This is a genomic window from Streptomyces sp. NPDC050145, assembly GCF_044460245.1.
Taxonomy (GTDB): Bacteria; Actinomycetota; Actinomycetes; order Streptomycetales; family Streptomycetaceae; genus Streptomyces.
Genome location: NZ_JBITJS010000005.1, coordinates 221,348 through 242,232, shown reverse-complemented (window position 1 = coordinate 242,232; position 20,885 = coordinate 221,348). Strand labels below are relative to the sequence as shown.

Below are 20,885 nucleotides of genomic sequence, written 5' to 3'. Positions count from 1 at the left end.
GAGGAGCGGCATCACGGCACCCGATCCGCCCTGATCGCCTGCCACATCGCCTTCGCCTTGGTCTGGTCGAGGTACAGCACGCTCTGCTTTCCCTCCCAGCCGGAGCTCGCGATGGGTGCCGTGACGAAGGTCGTGCGGTCGGAGCTCAGGTGGCGCAGGCCCAGGGCCAGGTCGCGGAGTTCGCCGTTGGACATGGTGTCGTCCACGCTCACCGCGTCGGTCACCGCGTTGAGCACGCGGTGGGTCCGCAGCGGGTCGGTCAGGCTGATCTCGTCGCCGACCTTGCCCAGCAGGCTGTGCAGGAACTGCTGCTGGTGCTCGATACGCCCCCGGTCGCCACCGGGCAGACCGTGCCGCTGCCGTACGTAGGCCAGCGCCTCGGTGCCGTTCATCGTGTACGTGCCCGCCTTGAAGTGCCGGTGCTGCTCGGAGTCGTAGGAGGAGGTCGGGACGGTGATGGTGACGCCGCCGACCTTGTCCGTCAGGGACTTGAACCCGTGCCAGTCGATGACCGCGAAGTGGTCGATGCGGACGTCGGTGAGTTTCTCGACGGTGTCGACGAGCAGCGGAGGGCCGCCCCAGGAGAACGCGGCGTTGATCTTCGCCTTGCCGTGGCCGGGGATCGTCACCCAGGTGTCGCGCGGGATCGAGACCGCGTACAGGGATTTCCGGTCGGCGCTCAGATGCACCAGCAGGATCGTGTCGCTGCGCTGGGCGCCCGGCTTCCACAGCGGCGCCTTGCTGTCGCTGCCGGTGGTCGGCCGGACCGAGCGGCTGTCGACTCCGACGAGGAGGAAGTTCTCCGCGCCTGCGGTTCCCTTCACCTTTTCCGGACGCTGGTCGGAGGGGAGGTCGGGGAGGGCGTGCGGGATGCGCTGCACATGGCCGGCGTAGTGATTCGTGCCCCACCACACGCCACCCGCCCCCAGCGCGAGTACGCCGAGCAGCGCCGCCAGCGCCCAGAGCAGGATCCACCGGGCCCTTCGGCGACGGCGGTGCGGGCCGGTGCCCGGAGGGGGCGGCCAGGTGGGCCAGGTGTGCCGCGCGGACATCAGAAGTCGTCCGGGTACGGCTCGGTCAGCGCCCGTGGGGCGGTGGCCGGCGACGACGGGAAGCTGGGGAGCAGGCCGGCGAGGACCTGGCGGGTGCCGGCCGGGTCGTTGCGCTCGGCGGCGGCGTAGAGCTCGGAGAGGCGCTGCGGCAGTTGTTCGAGGGTGGGGCAGGACGCCTGGCTGGTGGCGAAGATCCGGGGGTGGGAGGTGCGGATGCAGTCCTCCTGCTCCGAGAACAGCGTCTCCTTCAGCTTCTCGCCCTGACGCAGGCTGGTGAAGCGGATCTGCGGATCCGGCACGTTGAGCGACCGGGCGAAGCGGTGGACGAGGTCGACGATCCTGACCGGATCGCCCATGTCGAGGACGAACACCTCGCCGGAGGCGGTCATCCGGCCCGCCTCCAGAACGAGCCCCACGGCCTCCTCGACCGTCATGAAGAACCGTTCCACGTCGCGATGGGTGACCGTGACCGGTCCGCCGGACGCCAACTGCTCGGCGAGCACGGACAGCAGCGAACCGCGGCTGCCCAGGACGTTGCCGAAGCGGACGGCGGCAAGCCTCGTCGCACTGCCGGCGTGGGCCTGCACGGTCAGTTCGGCCAGTCGCTTCGTCGCCCCGAGCACCGAGACGGGGTCGGCCGCCTTGTCGGTGGAGATCAGGATGAATCGCTCGGCGTCCGTCGCCAGAGCCGCCCGGACCAGGTTCTCGGTGCCGAGCACATTGGACTTCACGCCCTCGCAGGGGTGGCGCTCGAGGAGCGGGAGGTGCTTGTGGGCTGCCGCGTGGAAGATCACCTCGGGCCGCAGCTCTCCGAACACCTGGTCGATACGGGCGCGGTCGCGGATGTCGGAGATCACGATGTCGTCGTCGCGGAGCGCGTCGCCGTACAGGTCCAGCTGGAGCCGGTGCAGGTTCGACTCGTCGTGGTCGAGCAGGAACAGCCTGCTCGGCTCGAAGCCGCGCACCTGGCGGCACAGTTCGCTGCCGATGGACCCTCCGGCGCCGGTGACCAGCACCCGCTTCCCGGCGATGACCGAGCGCGCCCGGGGGCTGACCACATGGATCTCCGAACGGCCGATCAGGCGGTGGACGTCCAGCGACCGCATGTCGCTGCCCACCACGTCACGGCGGAGGGCCGCGATGAAGGAGGGCAGGTAGCGCACTCCGGCGCCCGACAGTTCGGCGGCCCGGGTGACCTGACGGAAGCGCTCCGGGCTCAGTCCGGGGATGGCCACCACGACTTCCTCGATGCCGTGCGCGAGCGTGACCTGCGCGGTGTCGTCGAGGGTGCCCAGTACGGGAAGGTCCGCCGTGCCGCGCTTGGCCGGGTCGTCGTCCACGAAGCCCATCGGCACGAGTCCGAAGCCCGGTGCGCCGAGCAGATCCCGGGCGAGCGCCTGTCCGGCTTCGCCGGCTCCCGCCACGAGGGTGCGCAGTCCGGCGGGGCGCTCGGGCCGAGGACCGGGCAGTCCCGGCTTCGCCGGGTGGGGGGCCGGGGCGCGCCGGGCGGGAGCCAGCCGGGCGAGCTCGGCGCAGACCCGGTCGACCGCGTCGTCCGCGAGCCCGGGGTGCAGGGGCAGGGACAGCAGTTGCGGGAAGAGTTCGTCGGCCCCCGGCAGGCCGCCGGGCGGAGTGATCGCGGTGTGCCGGAAGTACTCCATGTGGTGCAGGGGGATGAAGTGCACGGAGGTGCCGATCCGGGCCTCGGCCAGCCGCTTGACCAGCTCGTCACGGCTCATCTCGAACGCGTCCTGGACCCGGACCACGTACAGGTGCCAGGCGTGGCGGCCGTGCGCGGGGCGGTCGGGGAGCAGCAGCCCGGGCACCTGCCGCAGGGCGTCGTCGTACCGGTCGGCCATCGCCTCGCGCCGGCGTTGCCAGCCGGAGAGGTGGTGCAGTTGTGCGCGCCCGATCGCGGCCTGGACATCGGTCATGTTGGCCTTGAGTCCCGCCTCCTCGACGGTGTACTCCCAGTTCCCGCCCAGGGCGTTGCGCCGCCAGGCATCGGCGGACATCCCGTGCAGCCGCGCCCGATGGATCCACGCGGCGGTCCTCTCGTCGTCGGTGGTCACCATGCCGCCCTCGCCGATCGGCAGGTTCTTGGTGGCGTAGAAGCTGAAACAGGTGGCCCCCGAGAGGGCGCCGACACGGCGGTCGCCCACGAAGGTTCCCAGGGCGTGGGCAGCGTCCTCGACGACACGGGAGAGGGGCAGTCCGGCCGCCTCGGCCAGCTCGGCCAGGGGTGCCGGGGCGCCGGCGAAGTGCAGGACGATCATCGCGGCCGGCCGGCCGCAGGTGCGGGCCGCGAGGGCGACGGTGGCGGGTGACGGCATGCCGGTCCGGGGGTCGACATCGACCAGCGCCGGACGGAGCCCCGCGTGGATGATCGCCTCGGCGGCGCCGCAGAAGGTCAGCGTCGGCACCAGGACCCTGCTCTGCGGCGGCAGCCCCAGCGCGCGCAGTGCCAGCTCGATCGCCGCGGTGCAGGAACTCACCGCGACCGCGTGCCGGGCCTGCACGTAGGTGGCGAACTCCTGCTCGAAGCGCGCCGTCTCCCGGCCGGTGGTCACCCAGCCCGAGGCGAGGACGCGCTGAGCCGCCTGCTGGGCCTCCTGGCTGATCAGGGTGGACGCGAAGGACACGCGCGGCTGCGCGGCGCCGGGCATGCCGTCCGTACGGGGGCCGCGGGCTGGATTCTGGCGACGATGGATCGTCATCACGTTGTCCTTAGTCCTCCGAGCCGTGGAGGCGGCGCGCGGCGACGCGCGGGCTGGACTCCGTCGACGTGGAGGTGGGCGGATCCCGCGGATGCGGTGCGCTCGAGGGACCCGAGGGAGCGGGCTCGTCGAACCGGCCCTTCTCGCCGTACGTGCGCGAGCGAATGAGCGGCAATCCACTTAAGTCGTATACTTACGCCGTATATCCATATAACGCGCAGCTGTCGACGAGGTCAAGCGATGAGAAGCCTTCCTCGCCGGGAGGGCTCACTCGCCCCATTGGTCGAGCAGCGCGTCGGCCAGATCGGGGTCGGGTTCGGTGGCGACGAGGGCCTGTTCGGTCCAGATGATCTTTCCGCGGGTCGTGTAGCGGGTGCCCCAGCGCCGGGCGAACTGGGCGACCAGGAACAGTCCGCGCCCGCCCTCGTCGGTGGTCTTGGCCCGCCGCAGGTGCGGCGAGGTGCTGGAGCCGTCCGCGACCTCGCAGATCAGATGGTTCCGGTCGTGCAGCAGCCGCAGCCGGATGGGCTGGCTGCCGTACCGGATGGCGTTGGTGACCAGCTCGCTGATGATCAGCTCGGTGGTGAAGCCGATCTCGTCCAGGCCCCACGCCTCCAGCTGACGGGCCGCCTCGCCCCGCACGCCGGCGACCGCCGCCGGGTCCGAGGGCACGTCCCACTCGGCGACCAGCATCGGGTCGAGGAGCCGGGTGCGGGCGACGAGCAGTGCCACGTCGTCCCGCGGGCGCTCGGACAGCAGCGCGTCGACCACGGCCCGGCAGGTCTCCTCCGGCCTGCGGTCCGGGTGCCCCTCCAGGGTCCTGCGCAGCAGCGCCAGACCGGTGTCGAGATCGCGGCCGCGGTCCTCGACGAGCCCGTCGGTGTACAGCACGAGCCGGGAGTCCGCGGGCAGTTGCAGCTCGGCGGTCTCGAACGGCGTCGTGGCGCCCAGCCCCAGCGGCGGCGAGACCGGCAGCTCCGGGAAGGTGACGGTGCCGTCCGGGTCCACCAGGGCCGGGCCCAGATGCCCGGCCGTCGCGACGGCGGCCCGCCCGGTGCTCGGGTCGTAGATGGCGTACAGGCAGGTGGCGCCGGTGACCGCCGGTCCGTCCTGGTCGGCGACGGCCCGGTCGCTGTCGATGTGGGCGACCAGCTCGTCCAGATGACCGAGCAGCTCGTCGGGGGACAGGTCCAGGGCGGAGAAGTTGTGCACCGCCGTGCGCAGCCGGCCCATCGTGGCCGCGGCGTGCAGGCCGTGCCCGACCACGTCGCCGACGACCAGGGCCACCCGCGCGCCGGGCAGCGGAATGATGTCGAACCAGTCGCCGCCCACCCCGGCACGGGCCGGCAGATAGCGGTGGGCCACCTCCAGGGCCGACTGCTCGGGCAGGGCGCGGGGCAGCAGGCTGCGCTGGAGGGTGACGGCCATGCCGTGCTCGCGGGTGAAGCGGCGGGCGTTGTCGATCGCCAGCGCCGCCCGCGCGGCCAGCTCCTCGGCGGCCGACAGGTCGTCGTGCTCGAACGGCTCGTGCGACGAGCGCCAGAAGTCGGCCATGCCGAGGACCACGCCACGGGCCCGCAGCGGCACCGAGATCAGGGACCGGATGCCGTGGTCGAGGACCTTCTGCGCACGCTCCGGATCCTGGGCGCGCCAGCGCTCGGAGGCCGCCAGATCCGCCTCCAGGACCGCCCCGTCGTCCGCGATGGGATGGTCGGGGGACAGGAACCGGATCAGCTCCCCGACGGGATAGAGCGGCGCGTCGTCGCTGATGCCGCGGAAGGCGGCGCGGCGCATCTCCATGTGGGTACCGGTCGGCTCCTCGCCCCGCAGGACGGGGTCGAGCAGCTCGACGGTGACGTAGTCCGCGAACCGGGGGACCGCCACCTCCGCCAGCTCCTCGGCGGTACGGGTCACGTCCAGCGTCGTGCCGATCCGCACCCCGGCGTCGTAGAGCAGCCGCAGCCGCTCCCTGGCCACCTCGGCCCGGCCCGCCAGCGCCCGCAGCTCGGTCGTGTCGCGCAGCGTCGCCACGGTGCCGGGGCCGCCGCCGTGCGGCTCGGTGGGCCGGATGTTGACCGCGAGCAGCCGGTCCCCGGCCGGGTGGACCTCGTCGGTGGCCGTACGCCCCGAGCCCAGCAGCTCGGCCGTCTCCGGCTCCAGGCCCAGTTCGTCGATCCGGCGCCCCTCCGCGTCCGCCGGCAGGTCGAGCAGGCGCCGCGCCTCGTCGTTGGCCAGCACCAGCAGCCCGTCGCCGCCGACGATCAGCACGCCCTCCCGCACGGCGTGCAGCACCGCGGCGTGATGCTCGTACATCCGGGTCATCTCCGCCGGGCCCAGGCCGTGGGTCTGGCGGCGCAGCCTGCGGCCCACCAGGCCCGCCCCTACCGTGGCGATGACCAGCGCGGCGGCGGCGGAGCCGAACAGGACCGGCAGATGCCGGCCCAGAGCGTCGTTCAGCGTCTCGATCTTGACCCCGCCGGACACGATGCCGACGACGGTCCCGTCCGGCCGGGTGATGGGGACGGCGGAGACCACGGAAGGGCCCTGGCTCCCGGAGAAGGTCTCCGTGACGGTCCGCCCGGCCCGCACGTCCTCTATGACGTTCTCGGGGCCGATGATGTGCTTGCCGATCAGGCTCGGGTCGGGGTGGGTGAGGCGGGTGCCCGACGCGTCGGAGACGACGATGGCGTCGACCCCGGCGCCCTTGCGGGCCGCCTCCGTGAGCGGCTGCAGCACCGCCGTCGGGTGCGGGCTGTCGAGCGCCTGGAGGATGCCCGGGGCGTGCGCGAAGGACTCGGCGGCGGCCAGCGACCGGTGGCGGGCGTCCTGCGCGGTGTCGTGCCGCACCTGCACCACCATCGCCACCACCGCGGCCGCCACCAGCAGCAGCACGGTCGCGACCTGCAACAGGAACACCTGGCCGGCGACGGTGCGCGCGCTCAGCAGGGAGCCCAGGCGTCGCCCCGGCGACCGGTGCGGCGCCTTCCGCCGGTCTCCGGCCCGAGTCACGGCCCGGTTCCCGGATGCGGAACCTCACGCCGATGCATATCCATATGTTCCTCCATGTTCCCCGGCCCCGCCTCGGCGCCCGCCCGCCAGTGGGACGGCAGAGGGACAATTGTTCCCAAGGGGAGAGGGATCACTCCGCGGGGGGTTCACTCCGCAGAGGATCGCCCCGAAGTTCTCGGGAGGCCTCGATGGCACAGACCCGGTTCGCGCCCGACCGCGGGCTCACCTCACGCATGGTGGCGACGATGTTCTTCATCGGCCTGCTGTACGTGGTCGTGGTCGGCGTGCTCGTCGTGCTCCTCAAGGGGGCGTGGGCGTTCGTGCTGCTCTTCTCGGGCGCGCTGTTCATCGGCCAGTTCTGGTTCAGCGACCGCATCGCCGCCTTCAGCATGGGCGCGCGCGAGGTCACCCCGGAGCAGGCCCCCGAACTGCACGCCGCGGTCGACCGGCTCTGCGCGCTCGCCGACATGCCCAAGCCGCGCGTCGCCGTCGCCGACTCGGACGTGCCGAACGCGTTCGCGACCGGGCGCAACCGGAAGAACGCGATGGTGTGCGCCACCACCGGCCTGCTGCGCCGCCTCGAACCCGAGGAGCTGGAAGGCGTGCTCGCGCACGAGATGTCGCATGTCGCGCACCGCGACGTGGCCGTGATGACCATCGCCTCCTTCCTCGGTGTGCTGGCCGGCCTCATCACCCGCTCGGCGATCTGGAGCGGCTTCGGCCGCAGCAACCGCGACAGCAACGCGGCGGTGGCCGTGCTGATCGTCACCGCGGTCAGCGCCGTCGTCTACGCCGTCAGCTTCCTGCTCACCCGGCTGCTGTCCCGCTACCGCGAGCTGTCCGCCGACCGGGCCGCGGCCCTGCTCACCGGCCGCCCCTCCGCCCTCGCCTCCGCGCTGACCAAGGTCACCGGGCAGATCGCCCGCATCCCGACCCGGGACCTGCGCAAGGCCGAGCCGTTCAACGCGTTCTTCTTCGCGCCCGCCTTCAGCAAGGAGAGCGCCGGCCGGCTCCTCGCCTCGCACCCCACCCTCGAACAGCGCCTCGACCAGCTGAGCCGGATCTCGGCCCAGCTCGGCCGCCCGTGACAGGACGCCGCATGGGATTCCTCGACGCCCTCCTCGGCCGGAGCAAGCCCGTCCGGCCCGACCTCGACCAGCTCTTCGCGCTGCCCTCGGCCGCCGTCACCCTCCAGGCCGCGGCCGGGCTCGTCCCCACCGGGGAGGGCTCCGTCTGCTTCGCGAGCGTGGAGGGCGGCGCCTTCGACCGGATCCAGGACGAGCTCGCCGAACTGCTCGACGGGCCCGTCGAGTTCACCGAGGACGGGCTCGGATACACCTGGCTCCACGTGCGCCACGCCCCGGACGACGTGGCCGGACTGGTCAACGACCTCCACGCGGTGAACACCTCCCTGGAGGAAGGCGGATTCGGGCCACACCTCCTGTGCTCCCTGATCGGCTTCGGGGACCCGCGCGAGGCGCGCTCCGTGGCGCTCGTCTACCTCTACAAGCGCGGCACCTTCTACCCCTTCGCGCCCCGGCCCGGCCAGGAGCGCAAGCGGGACAACACGCTGGAGCTCGAGGTGCGGGCCGTGCTCGGCGACGACCTGCGCGTGGAGCCCGATCTGGGCCGCTGGTTCCCGGTCTGGGACGCCCCCGGGTTGGCGTGAAAACGCGCACGAACAAAAAGTCCTGACGCGCACAACCGTTTGGGTCTTCCGTGGGTCTACACCGCGAGTCAACCGAAGGCTCACTCGAATCACACGGTTTCTTCACTCTCGCGGGTCACACGGGCCCACGGGATCACAAGAGCCGTACTTCTCAACTGGAGAAGCATCCATGCGCATTCGTGCCAGTCTGGTCGCCGCGATGTCCGGCGCCGCGGCTCTGACCGCCTTCGTCGCCCCGGCCGTACAGGCGGACGACGCTCCCTCCGCCCCGTCCGCCGCGGACGCGGTGGCGCCGCTGGTGGTCGGCGAGCAGAAGAGCACCTTCTCGACGGCGGGCGTCGACGACATCCAGATCACCAAGGTGACCGTCAACGGCAACAAGGACGTCGTCGTCGGCGGCACCCAGGCCAAGACGTTCAACGTCTACGTGACGGCCACCAACCCCGAGGGCATCGAAGGCGTCCAGGCCTTCCTGTGGCACGGCACCGACCTCTCGAGCGAGGACGGTATCGACGGCGCCATCATCCCGAACTCCGACGACATCTCGCGCGACTGCGAGTACTGGAGCGAGACGACCGCCACCTGCAAGATCGTCCTGACCGCCGACCCGATGACGAACATCTACAAGAGTTCGCTCAACGGCAAGTGGAACGTGTACGCCGCCGCCGTGGGCAAGGACGGCGACGTCGCCGAGAACGACGTCTACAAGAACCACTGGGTCAAGCGCGCCGCCCAGATCAAGTCGTTCAACGCCTCGCCCGAGCCGGTCGCCAAGGGCAAGCCGATCACGGTCTCCGGCAGCCTGAGCCGGATCAGCTGGACCTACCTCAAGTACTACGGCTACGGCAGCCAGCCGGTCCAGCTGCAGTTCAAGAAGGCCGGCAGCAGCACCTACACCACGGTCAAGACCGTGAACAGCTCCTCCACCGGCGCGGTGAAGACCACCGTCACGGCCTCGGCCGACGGTACGTGGCGCTTCTACTACCCGGGCAACAGCGCGACGTCCACGGCGACGTCGTCCGCCGACTACGTCGACGTCCGCTGATCGCCTGAGCCGATGTGCGCCAACGGCCCGGAACCTCCTGGAGGTTCCGGGCCGTTGACGTGTGCCGGGGCAGGTCAGCCCTGGAGCTCCTCGGCCACGTACGCGGTCAGCCAGGTCCGGAAGTCGGGGCCCAGGTCCTCACGTTCGCACGCGAGTCTGACAATGGCCCGCAGATAGTCTCCACGGTCGCCGGTGTCATAGCGGCGGCCCTTGAAGACGACTCCGTGGACCGGGCCGCCGACCTTCTCGTCCGCGGCGAGTTGCTGGAGGGCGTCGGTGAGCTGGATCTCGCCGCCGCGGCCGGGCTCGGTCTTGCGCAGTATGTCGAAGACGTGGGGGTCCAGGACGTAGCGGCCGATGATCGCGTAGTTGGACGGGGCGTCGGCCGCGTCGGGCTTCTCGACGAGGTCGGTGACCTTGACGACGTCGCCCTCGCCGGTCGCCTCGACGGCGGCGCAGCCGTAGAGGTGGATCTGGGCGGGGTCGACCTCCATGAGGGCGATGACGCTGCCGCCGTGCTGTTCCTGGACCTCGACCATGCGGGCGAGGAGGGGGTCGCGGGGGTCGATGAGGTCGTCGCCGAGGAGGACCGCGAAGGGTTCGTCGCCGACGTGGGGGGCCGCGCACAGGACGGCGTGGCCCAGGCCCTTGGGGTCGCCCTGGCGGACGTAGTGCATGGTGGCGAGGTCGCTGGACTCCTGGACCTTGGCCAGGCGGCTCGCGTCGCCCTTCTTCTGGAGGGCGGACTCCAGTTCGTAGTTGCGGTCGAAGTGGTCCTCGAGCGGGCGCTTGTTGCGGCCCGTGATCATGAGTACGTCGTCGAGACCCGCGGAGGCGGCCTCTTCGACCACGTACTGGATCGCCGGCTTGTCGACCACCGGGAGCATCTCCTTGGGAGTCGCCTTGGTGGCGGGCAGGAACCGGGTGCCGAGACCGGCGGCCGGAATGACCGCCTTCGAGATCCGTGACGTCATGGTGGTGCGTTCCCCCGTTGCGTGTGATGCGTGGTGCGTCGTGCGTGTGGTCGGTCAGGCGCCGACGAGGTCGGCGTCGCCCGCCGTCGCGCCGGCCTGGTCGGCGGCCTGCGCGGGGCGGGGCGCCGGGGTCCGCTCGGCGAGCGGCAGGACGGCAGGCGTCGCCTCCTGGTCCAGGAAGATCCGGCGCACGACGCGCTCGGCCGCGTGGCCGTCGTCGTACTGGACGAAGCGCTCACGGAACGCCTGACGCAGGGCCGCGGCCCGCTCGCCGTTCCAGGCGCCGCTGCGGAACACCTCGATCAGCTCGTCCTCGGAGGTCGCGGTCGCGCCGGGGGTCTGGCCGGGCTCCTGCGACAGAAGGTCGAAGTACACGCCGCGCGCCTTGCTGTAGACCTCCCAGTCGTCCACGTACGAGACGATCGGCCGGTCGAGGCAGGCGTAGTCGAACATGATCGACGAGTAGTCCGTGATCAGGACGTCGGAGGCCAGGCACAGGTCCTCGACGACCGGGTAGCGGGAGACGTCCTTGATCAGGCCGCGCTCCTGGAGGGCGGCGAGCTGCGGGTCGGCGCCGTAGAAGTAGTGCGCGCGCACCAGGACGACGTGGTCCGGGCCGAGCTCGCGGCACAGCCGCTCCAGGTCCAGCCGGGGGATGAAGCCCTTCTGGTAGTCGCGGACCGTGGGGCAGTACAGGATCGCGGTCTGCCCGTCCTGGATGCCCAGTTCGGCCCGGACGCGGGCGACGTCGGCCGAAGTGGCCTGGAAGTAGACGTCGTTGCGCGGGTAGCCCGAGTCGATGTTCTCGAAGGCACAGGGGTAGACGCGCTCCCAGATCTCCGTCGAGTGCTGGTTCGAGGAGAGGCTGAAGTCCCACTTGTCGACGCGCTCGAGCATCTGGTGGAAGCTCATGTTCTTCGCGGCGGCCGGGAAGCGCTGCTGGTCGATGCCCATCTGCTTGAGCGGCGTGCCGTGGTGCGTCTGCAGGTGGACCTGGCCGGGGCGCTTGACGATCTCGTTGGGGAAGTTGACGTTGTTGACGAGGTACTTGGCGCGGGCCATGACCTCCCAGTAGCGCGGGGAGCGGCTGACGACGTAGTCGACGCCCGCCGGCACGTTCCCCTCGTCGCCTGCGCGCACCACCCACACGCCGTGGACGTGCGGGGCCAGCTCCTTGGCCTTGTGGTAGATCGCCGCGGGGTTGCAGGCCACGCCGCGGTTCCAGTACGCGCTGTAGACCGCCAGGTTCTCGTCGAGCGGGCGGCGCTGGTACATGCGGTACAGCTGGTCGTACGCCTTGCGGCCCAGCGCGTTCTTGGTCTTCAGCGCGCGCTTGCGCAGCTTCGACTTGGTCGCGCCGGCCAGCTCGAAGGCCTGGTACGCCGGGTAGGAGCCGCGCTCCAGGAGCTCGAACCGGACACCGGTCATGCCCTCGGGGCGGGTGAAGCCGGCCGGCTTGAAGCGGCGGTACTGCTGGGTGGAACGCTTGAAGAAGGAGGCGCGGTCCGACGGCACGATGCGGTCCGGGCGGACCAGGGTGAAGAGGAAGTGGCTCGCCATGCGCTCGAACATCAGGGCGCGGACGGGCTCCAGGTGCGGGCGCTCGTCGAGGAACGCGAACAGCCGGGCGTACTGCTCGAAGATGCCGAAGTGCTTGCGGCCCGGGGTGCGCATCGAGTTGCCCTGGCGGCGCTGGCGGTACTCCACGCACACGTGCTCGAGGCAGGCGATGCGCTCGGCGGTCAGCATGGTCTTGTAGACCATGAGCGCGTCCTCGTAGATGCCGTCGGTGAACGTGAAACCGTTGCCGACGTAGAACTCGCGGCGGTACACCCTGTTCCACACCACGGCGAACATCGTGAGGTACTCGGGGCGCTCCAGCGCGGTGAAGACGTCGCTGCCGGCGGCTTCGAGCATCTCGCCGGCCGCGCTGGCCTGCACCCGGTTCGTCCAGTACGTGCGGACGTGGTTGAGGAGCAGGATGTCCGGGTCGGCGGTGAGGTCGAGACGGTCGGCGACGGCCTGCAGGGCGCCCTCGGCCAGGGTGTCGTCGCTGTCCAGGAAGAAGATGTAGTCGCCTCGCGCGCGCAGGGCGCCGAGGTCGCGGGCCTTGCCGATGCCCTGGTTCTCGGTGAGGTGGACCGGGACCACGCGCTCGTCGCGGGCGGCGTACTCGTCGAGGATCCGGCCGCAGGCGTCGGGGGAGGCGTCGTCGATCGCGACGATCTCGAAGTCCGTGAAGGACTGGTCGAGGATCGAGTCCAGGCAGGCGCGCAGATATCCCTGAACCCGGTAGACCGGCACAACAAGGCTTATTCGAGGGGCGATCGCGTTCTCGGCGTGGCTCATCTGGCTTCCCTGGTCGTGGGGTCCCGGTGTCCGCCCAGCACACGACTCTGTGAAGGATGTGAAGAGCGCGGGTGAATATTACATGAGGGTCCGACATCTACTGTTTCGGGCGTATATCAGCCCAAACACCCTTACGTTTCCCACCCGCTTGTGCTAGACCCGCGAGGAGTCGGCACGGTTGCGGACCGCGCGCGAATTGTGACCCACGGCACATTGACCCAGGGGCTCTAGCGCGGCGCCTGCCAGATCACCGGGGACGCCGCCGCGCCCTCCTCCACCGCCCCGTCGTCCGTCACCGTCAGGCGGACGCCCGGGCGGCCGTCGGGCAGCGTGGCCCGCGCGTCGACCGTGACCTCGATCCGGGAGACACCCGGGCGGCGCGAGGCCGTGGCCAGGGCGCGGCGCAGCGCCGCGAGGAGATGCCCCTGGGCCTGGCCCGGCACCGCCGACTCGACGGCGCCGGTGAAATGGACCGACGGGCTGAACCCGAGGACCGCCGCCGCGCCCGCCGTCTCGCGCAGCACCTTGCCGCGGAACGTCGACGGGGCGTCCGACGGCGGCTGCTGCAACGCGAAGATCGTCGTACGGACCTCCTGGACCGTCGACTCCAGCTCGTCCACGGCCTGCGCCAGCATCGTGCGCACCTCGGCCGCCTGCGCCCGGCGCGCCGCCGTCTCCAGCATCATCCCCGTCGCGAACAGCCGCTGGATCACGAGATCGTGCAGGTCACGGGCGATCCGGTCCCGGTCCTCGAACACGGCGAGCCGCTCCCGGCCGGCCTGGGCGTCGGCGAGGACCAGCGCGAGCGCCGCCTGCGAGGCGAACTGGGTCGCCAGCCGGTGGTCCACCGACGTGTAAGGGCGGGCGCCGGGGGAGCGGGGCAGGGCCAGGGTGCCGATCAGCTTCCCCGCCGCCTGCAACGGCAGCATCATGCTCGGCCCGAACAGACTCCGTACGTGCGTCGTCATCCGCGGATCGCTCGCCGAGTCGTCGATGAACACCGGCTCACCGGCGAGGAGTTGCGCGAGGACCGCGGTGCCCGGCCGGATCGTGGCGCCCAGCAGCAGACCAGGGTCGTCCGTCGTGGCCGCCGCGACGATCTCCATGCCGCCCTCCTCGGTCGGCTGGAGCACGACCCCGGCCGCCGCGTCCGCGAGCAGCCGCGCCTGCTCGGCGACCGTCGTCAGCGCGTCCCCCGAGGCGCCGGTGAGCAGCGCCGTCGTCACCGCCGCCGCGCCCTCGATCCAGCGCTCGCGTTGCCGCGCGCTCTCGTACAGGCGGGCGTTGCCCAGCGCGATGCCCGCCTGGCCGGCCAGGACCCGCAGCACCTCGAGGTCGGCGCCGGTGAAGCCCTCGGGCGTGTGTCGCCCGGTCAGCCGCAGCCGGCCGCACACCGCGCCCTGCACCAGGACCGGCACCGCGAGCAGCCCCGGCTCGTGCAGCACCGTGTCGTACGGCTCGCCGGGCGGCAGCTCGGGCCGGGCGCCCTCGCTGGTCACCACCTCGACCAGCCGGCCGTGCTCGGGGTCGAGGAGGCCGAGGACACCGTGCCGGGCGCCGGTCAGGGCGGTCGCGCTGTCCACCAGCTGCCGCAGCGTGGCCCGCGGTTCGAGATCGGTACCGATGGTCAGGACCGCTTCCAGGAGGACGGACAGGCCGGACGAGGCGTCGGGCCCCGGCCCGCTCGGGCTCATCGTGAGGATCGCTCCGTACACCGGTTCAATCGGCCAGCGGGTCCAGGACCAGCGGCTGGACCTTGCCCTCCATCATCGCGCCGAGCCCCTGCACCGCGCACACGTCGGGCCGCTCGGCGATGTGCACCGGCATGCCCGTGGCGTCCCGCAGCATCTGGTCCAGGCCCGGCAGCAGCGCCGAACCGCCGACCATCATGATCCCGCGGTCCGCGAGGTCGGCCACGAGATCCGGCGGGCAGTCGCGCAGCACCCTGCCGATGCCGTCCAGGACCGCCGTCAGCGGGGTGTGGATGGCGCGCCGCACCGCGGAGGTGTCGACGTGCACCGAGCGGGCCAGGCCCGTCGCCACGTCCCGGCCGTGGATCTCGGTCTGCTCGGGGCCGCTCGGCGTGAGCCCGTTGCCGCTCAGCGCGAGCTGGAGAGGGCGCACGGACTGCGAGGGCAGCATCAGCTCGTGGTGCTGGCGCAGATGCTGCACCACGGCGTGGTCGATGGCGTCGCCGCCGACCGGGATCCGGTCGGCCGTCACGATCGCGCCGAGCGACAGCACGGCGATCTGCGTCGTCGCCGCCCCGCACACCATGATCATGGTGGCCTCGGGCTGCTCGACGGGCAGGCCGCAGCCGACGGCCGCCGCGATCAGCGTGTCGACCAGCTCGACCCGTCTCGCGCCGAGCCCCACGAGGGTCTCCACCGCGGCCCGCTGGGCGAGCGGATCGGCGTCGTGCGGGGTGCAGGCCGCCGCCCGCAGCCGGGGCTTGCGGCGCAGGGCGCGGCGCAGCTTCTCGCCCAGCAGGTGACGCAGCATCCGCTGCGCCATCTCGATGTCGACGACGGTGCCGCCGGAGACGGGACGCACGACCCGGATGTAGTCGGGGGTGCGGCCGGTCATCTTCTCGGCGAACTCCCCGACCGCGATCAGGGCGCCGGTACGGGTGTTGACCGCGGCCGCGCTCGGCTCGTCCACGACGAGACCCGCGCCCTTCACGTACACGCGGGTGCGGGCAGCGCCCAGGTCGACGGCGAAGTGGCAGCGGCGCAGCTGCTCCAGACTGACGGTCATGGCAGTTCCTCCCGAGAGCGCAGACCGTGGACGGGCCGTCGGAATGCGGCCCACTAGAAATCGTGCGTCGGGCGGGGGCATCGCGCGCGCTGGAGTGGGCCGGGTGGGGCGGGGCTCAATGGGGGTTGCGCATGCGCACGATGTCGGTCAGCCGGCTCAGATCCCGGAAGACGTGCCGGGCACCGGCCCGCTCCAGTTCCTGCTGGGCACGAGCCGACTCGGCGTACCCGAGGAACGGCAGGCCGAGCGATGTGGCTGCCTCCAGTTCGGCGGGGTGGGAGCCGATGACCACGCCGCGCCCGGGCTGCATCGTCCGACGCAGGGCGTCGGGGTGCGGCAGCAGGAGCGCGGGGCCGTGGCCCCGGCCCTGTACCGCGCCCTGTACGGGAAGGGAGCGGCGCTCCACGTACGTCCGTACGACGTGTGAGGCGACGTCGGAGACGACAGCGACGGACAGCCCCGCCGCATGCAGGGCGCGGACCAGTTCGTCCGCGCCCGCGACGGCCCGGGCCGAGCCCAGGGCTCGCGCCTCGATGCGGTCGAGCCTCTCGTGCAGGGGGCGGCTCAGGCGCGGGTGCCGGGCGAAGGTCCTGAGCACGTCGAGGGGGTGCGGCTCGGTGTCACCACGGCCGGTACCGGTGTCCAGCGGGGCGCCGCTCAATGTCTCTTCGGGGTCGCGGAGCTCCATGACGAGCTCGGTCATCTCGAGGGCGGCACGGCGGGCGTCCCCGGGGCGCGGGTAGAGGTCGACCAGAAGGCCCTCGAACCCGAGAAGCACGGAATCGGCAGCGTCGATCAGGCGTGACACGTCGTCGAGCGGTTCCCGGGCGGGCGCGGCCTGCACATCGGGGAGCAGCCAGTCCACCGAGCACCCGGGCAGCGTGCGGGCTTCGAGCGCCTCGGTGGTGGCCAGGTCGGACGCGGCCGCCTGCGCGAGGCGTTCGGCCAGCGTGTAGGGCAGGTCCCGGACCGGATAGCCGGCGGCGGTGGCGGGATCGGTGACCCGTACGACGGCGCGTGCCCCGGGCACCACGTCGTCCAGCGGATACGTGTATGTGCGTACGTCGACCTCGTAGCACTCCACGTATGACTCGTTCCGGCCGGGCGGCCCGGTAGTGAGGTGTCCGTTGGCGCGGACGTAGACCAGGGTCGTGCCGGGGGCGGGCGGGACGCCTTCGGCCGGGAGGTCGAGGGGGCCGCGGACGAGGGACTCGGGGGGCGGGCCGGCGGGTTCGTCCGGCGCGTCGGGGGTGGTCGTCGTGGCCGGACGGTCGGTCAGGCGGAGCAGCGCGTCGGTGTCGTAGCGGTTCGACAGGGCGGCGTGGGCCAGGGCGAGGGCGTCGGTGCGCAGGTCGGTGCCGGGGAGGACGACGGCGTCGCTGGTGGCACTGGCGAGGACGCGGCCGATGTTCTGGCGGAAGGCGGGGTCGTTCATGGGCGGGCGCTCGATGAGGGAGTCGGCCACCTGGAAGAGCCGGTCGAGCCGGCCCGGGACGGAGTCCATCAGGGGGCGCCGGTCCGGCGGGACCAGCTCGTTGAGCCGGTCCGCCGCGTCCGGCCCCTCCGTGTAGCGGATCAGCTGGGCCAGGACCCGCAGTCCGTCCTCGTGGCCGAGGGCGGCCCGGGCCACTTCCTCCAGGGCGTGCCGGCTGCTGCCGCCCAGGTGGATCGCGCAGTCGAGCTGGGCGGCCAGGATCGAGGCGCACAGGGCGCGGTGGCCGCGGTGGCGCTGGACGGCGAGTCCTTGCAGGGCGGCGACGACGTCGGACACGGTCAGGCCCTGGTCGTCCACCATGTCGAGCGCCTCACCGGCGGCGCTCACGGCGTCCGGGACGTGGCGGCCCAGCGAGCCGATCAGGGCGCGGCGGCCCCGGGGCATCCCCAGTACGGAGGCGGCGATCTGCCGGGCCGGGGACTGGGAGCTCAGCGTGGGAGCCAGTCCGCTGCGGCGCATTTCCGCGTTGAGGTCCGCGACGAGCGCCGAGCGCGCCTGCTCCCGGTGGCGCAGTGACTCGTCGAGCACCCACGCCAGTTGACGTTCCGCCGACGCCGACAGGTGCTGATGGACCCAGTGGGTGGGCGGATCTCCTACGGGGCGCAGGCCGAGGACGCGGGCCCGGTCCTCCGCGACGAGGCGCGCGGAGACCGCCACTTCCAGCGGGGCGGGGAAGAAGCGGGGAGTGACCTTGGGGATGCGGACGCCTTTCGGCCAGAACGTCACGGAGATGTCACTCGTGAGCTGGAGGTCGGCGGCCGTCCCGGCGAGCTGCGTGACGACGGATTCGAGGAGGCGGTCCAGTGCCTCGGGCGTGGCGATGAGCACCTCGTGCAGATGCGGCGAGGAGGTGGCCACCGTGTGGTCCGTCTCGGTGAGGTCGGCGCTCCTGGCCAACCGGTCGGCCAGCACGGAGAGTTGATTGCTCCGGCCGTCCTGGGCGCTGAACAGGACCGAGGCGTGGTCCGGCAGGATCGTCGCGGGCTCGGGCTCCGGCGTAGCCTCTGCCGAGGGGGCGCGTGGCGTCCGGGACTCCCGGTCCAGGTCCGCCCGCAGCGCGAGCAACGTCAGCCGCAGCTCCGTCAGTTCGGCGCGGGCGGCCTCCGCGCCGGGGCCCGGGACGCCGTCCAGTGGGGTGCCCTCGTACAGGTCGAGGACGAGCTGGACCATGGCGCGGGTCGAGCCGATGGTCAGGGGCGTGCGGTTCGTGTAGGCGGTGTCCGCGGCCCGCGCCGCGTTCAGGAGCTCCGTCACGTCCACCCGGTCGGCGCTGGTGTGCACCGCGTACCCCTCGCCGACCTCCGCGATCAGTCCGGCTCCGGCCCCGCGCAGCCGGGACACACAGGCGGCGAGCCTCGCGTCCGGGTTCTGGGGGCGGTCGTCCGGGCCCCATACGGCGTCGGCGAGTTCGGCGCGGGTCAGCGGATGGCCGGTGCGCAGGAGCAGGGCGGACAGGACGGCGGCGTCGGTGGGGGAGTAGAGGGGGATCTCGGGGGCGTCGTCGTCCAGGTCCGGGGTGATCGTGAGAGGGCCGAGGAGGCGGTAGGTGAGCGGGGGGCGGATGACGCAACCGGTCGAGAGGGCGGTCCGGGCGTGCCCGTCGGCGAGGCCGCGCAGGTTGCTCTCGGTCTGCACGAAGCCCCCTGACCGCAGGGTTTCGGTGAACTCGGGCGAGCAGCCCAACTGCGCGAGCAGATCGGCTAGTTGCTGGGTGTCGCGGTCGAAGGCGCCCGCGTGGTCGACGCTCGCGGGCACGAACTGTACGAGTTTGACGGTGCCGTCCGGCAGCAGCATGATCCGCGATCCGCGCACCCTGCCATGGGTGAATTCGGCGTGATGGACGGCCACCAGGGCGCTGCCCAGGCTCTCGGCCACCCGGGTCAGCAGGGCGCCGGGCAGCCGCTCCGGGATCAGGGCCCCGAGCGCAATGCCCTCCAGGTACTCCATCACCAGGTACGGCGTCGGCGCCTCGGCGTCCGCGTCGGACACGGCGACCACGTTCGGGTGCCGGAGCCGCAGCAGTTGCTCCGCCATGTGCCGGAACGCGGGGCGCCCCCGCGCGGGCAGCGACGGGTACAGCTTCACCGCGACGGTCACTCCGGACGACGTGTCCTCGGCCCGCCACACCGAACCGCCCGGCCGCATCTGTCGTACGAGGCGGTAGCGCCCGCCGAGCAGCACGCCCGGGGCGGGGATCGCGGGCGCCGCGGAACCGCCCATGCGCTCCAGCGTCTGGGCGCTGACCTCCGCCACCGCCCCGCCCCCCTCCGGGGCCGCGCCCGGCGACGTGGTCACGGGCAGCTCCGGCGGCACCGTGTCCACCAGTGAGTCGATCAACGCACCCCGCTCCGCGAGGAGTTGCGTCGTGCGCCCGCGTTCGCTGCGCGGCAGGGAGCGCAGCAGCAGGTCCCGGACGCCGGGGCGGAACGCGTAGGAGCCGGGCGGTCCCGGGACCTCCACGAGCAGGCCGGAGACGATGATCTCGGCGAGGTGCGCCGGGCGCGGATCGGGCTCCAGGACCGAGTGGACGAGCCGCATCACGGGCAGATGCGGCACCCCGAGCGCCAGATGCCCGGCGAGCCGGAACGCCTCCGGCGAGGCGGAGCCCCGGAACCCGAGCACCAGCCGCTCGGCGACGGTCGTCGGCGCCGGTTCGCCGTCCGGGCCCGCCGCCCCATAGAGGTCCGCCTCCGACGGGTCCGGGGCTGTCACGTCGGCGGGCCCGGCGGCGGTCAGCCAGGCGGCCGCGCCCGGGACCCGCGCACCGCCCGGCGCGGCCGTCAGCCGGGCCCAGTGGGACAGCCAGCGGGGGTCCGCCTCCAGGACGGGGAGCGCGAGCGCGTCCGGGGCGTCCTCGGGGCGGGGCCAGGCGTCGGGATCGTAGGGGGTGAAACCCAGCGCGGAAGCGGGAGCCGCCGGGTGCGGGGCGGTGAGGCGGCCCGGGACGGCGGGCAGGGCGGTGCCGGGCCACAGGCGTTCGGGGAGCGGTTGCAGCACCGCGAGCGGGACACGCCGGGCCAGGGCGTGCAGGGTGCGGTACCAGCGGGCGCCCGCCTCGCCGCTGTGCCACTGGGGCCCGGAGCAGTCGCTGAGGACCAGCACGACGGTCCGGCCGTCGGGCGGCACGACCAGGCCGCGGATCCGGCCGTCCGGCGACGCCTCGTGGACGGCGATCGTGCGGAAGACGCCCGACTGGCCGAAGAGGCCGTGCAGTTCCCGCAGGAGGGGCCGCCAGACCGGCATGGTCGGCCCGCTGTCGTGGACCAGCACGAGCCGCAGCCAGCGCTCGGGTGCGGGGCGCAGCACGGGCAGCCAGGCGTCGGGGCCGCCGCCGAGCCGGGCGATGCGGTCGGCGGTGGCGTGCTCGTCGAGTTCCGGCGCGCCCGTCGGGGACGGCACCCGGCGCTTGAGGGGCCGCAGCGCGCGCTGCAGGGGCAGCGGGTGCCGCAGCATCGGCGGGGTCGGGGCCAGTGGTCCGGCCGGTCCCGCGGCCCGCGCCTCGGCCACGTAGAGGGTGACCCGGGGCGGCTCCGGTGCGAGCGGCCGGGGCTCGGAGGGTGCGGGCGCGGGCGGTTCGACGGGGGCCGGCGGTGTGCGCGGGCCGGGCGACGGGCGCGGCGGATCAGCCGGTGCCGTGGGGACGTCGCGGGCCCCCGCGTCACCGGAAGCGGCCGCGTCGCCCGAACCGGTGACGCGCTCCGCCCGGTCCAACTCCCGGGCCAGCCACAGCAGTTCCGCCAGCTCGGTCGGAGTGGGGCGCTCGCCGTCCGCCGCCGCGGCCAGCGCCGCCGCGAGCCGGTCGAGGTCGGCTGCCATCG

General features: G+C 72.6%; 11 protein-coding genes. 3 read left to right on the top strand and 8 right to left on the bottom strand.

Translation table 11 applies throughout. The features are described 5' to 3' along the window. Nucleotides 1-11: 11 nt before the first annotated feature. From ACIBTU_RS12580 to ACIBTU_RS12570, 3 genes are all read right to left on the bottom strand, one after another. Nucleotides 12-1,052, bottom strand: a complete 1,041-nt coding sequence (locus ACIBTU_RS12580) for an LCP family protein (protein ID WP_399126028.1) — start codon at nt 1,050-1,052, stop codon at nt 12-14. After that, on the bottom strand, nt 1,052-3,769 hold the full coding sequence (locus tag ACIBTU_RS12575; protein WP_399126027.1) for a DegT/DnrJ/EryC1/StrS family aminotransferase: 2,718 nt from the start codon (nt 3,767-3,769) through the stop codon (nt 1,052-1,054). Before ACIBTU_RS12575 ends, ACIBTU_RS12580 begins: the two co-directional genes overlap by 1 nt. A 267-nt stretch (nt 3,770-4,036) precedes the next feature. Continuing rightward, nucleotides 4,037-6,628, bottom strand: a complete 2,592-nt coding sequence (locus ACIBTU_RS12570; RefSeq protein WP_399126222.1) for a SpoIIE family protein phosphatase — start codon at nt 6,626-6,628, stop codon at nt 4,037-4,039. Between the two features lie 338 nt (nt 6,629-6,966). On the opposite strand from ACIBTU_RS12570, the gene htpX reads away from it, so the two are divergent. The 3 genes from htpX to ACIBTU_RS12555 all read left to right on the top strand — a co-directional run bounded on the left by htpX (nt 6,967) and on the right by ACIBTU_RS12555 (nt 9,492). After that, entirely contained in the window at nt 6,967-7,866 is a 900-nt protein-coding gene (gene htpX / locus ACIBTU_RS12565; protein ID WP_399126026.1) for a zinc metalloprotease HtpX, read from the top strand. Nucleotides 7,867-7,877: 11 nt separating this feature from the next. Beyond that, nucleotides 7,878-8,447 carry a hypothetical protein gene (locus ACIBTU_RS12560; RefSeq protein ID WP_399126024.1) on the top strand — a complete coding sequence of 190 codons (570 nt, stop codon included), beginning with the start codon at nt 7,878-7,880 and terminating at the stop codon, nt 8,445-8,447. A gap of 169 nt (nt 8,448-8,616) precedes the next feature. Continuing rightward, complete coding sequence (locus ACIBTU_RS12555; protein WP_399126023.1) at nt 8,617-9,492, top strand: calcium-binding protein; 876 nt, start codon at nt 8,617-8,619, stop codon at nt 9,490-9,492. Between the two features lie 74 nt (nt 9,493-9,566). Here the strand turns inward: ACIBTU_RS12555 and galU are convergent, their stop codons facing one another. The 5 genes from galU to ACIBTU_RS12530 all read right to left on the bottom strand — a co-directional run bounded on the left by galU (nt 9,567) and on the right by ACIBTU_RS12530 (nt 20,883). After that, nucleotides 9,567-10,466 carry a UTP--glucose-1-phosphate uridylyltransferase GalU gene (gene galU / locus ACIBTU_RS12550; protein WP_399126022.1) on the bottom strand — a complete coding sequence of 300 codons (900 nt, stop codon included), beginning with the start codon at nt 10,464-10,466 and terminating at the stop codon, nt 9,567-9,569. A 54-nt stretch (nt 10,467-10,520) separates the two neighbouring features. Beyond that, on the bottom strand, nt 10,521-12,815 hold the full coding sequence (locus ACIBTU_RS12545; protein ID WP_399126021.1) for a CDP-glycerol glycerophosphotransferase family protein: 2,295 nt from the start codon (nt 12,813-12,815) through the stop codon (nt 10,521-10,523). 227 nt (nt 12,816-13,042) lie between these two features. Next, nucleotides 13,043-14,509 carry a GAF domain-containing protein gene (locus ACIBTU_RS12540; protein ID WP_399126020.1) on the bottom strand — a complete coding sequence of 489 codons (1,467 nt, stop codon included), beginning with the start codon at nt 14,507-14,509 and terminating at the stop codon, nt 13,043-13,045. A 25-nt stretch (nt 14,510-14,534) separates the two neighbouring features. Continuing rightward, the gene (locus ACIBTU_RS12535) at nt 14,535-15,572 is read right to left on the bottom strand and encodes a rod shape-determining protein (protein ID WP_399126019.1); all 1,038 of its coding nucleotides are present in this window, start codon (nt 15,570-15,572) and stop codon (nt 14,535-14,537) included. Nucleotides 15,573-15,687: 115 nt separating this feature from the next. After that, entirely contained in the window at nt 15,688-20,883 is a 5,196-nt protein-coding gene (locus ACIBTU_RS12530) for an SAV_2336 N-terminal domain-related protein (RefSeq protein WP_399126018.1), read from the bottom strand. Between the last annotated feature and the right edge of the window lie 2 nt (nt 20,884-20,885).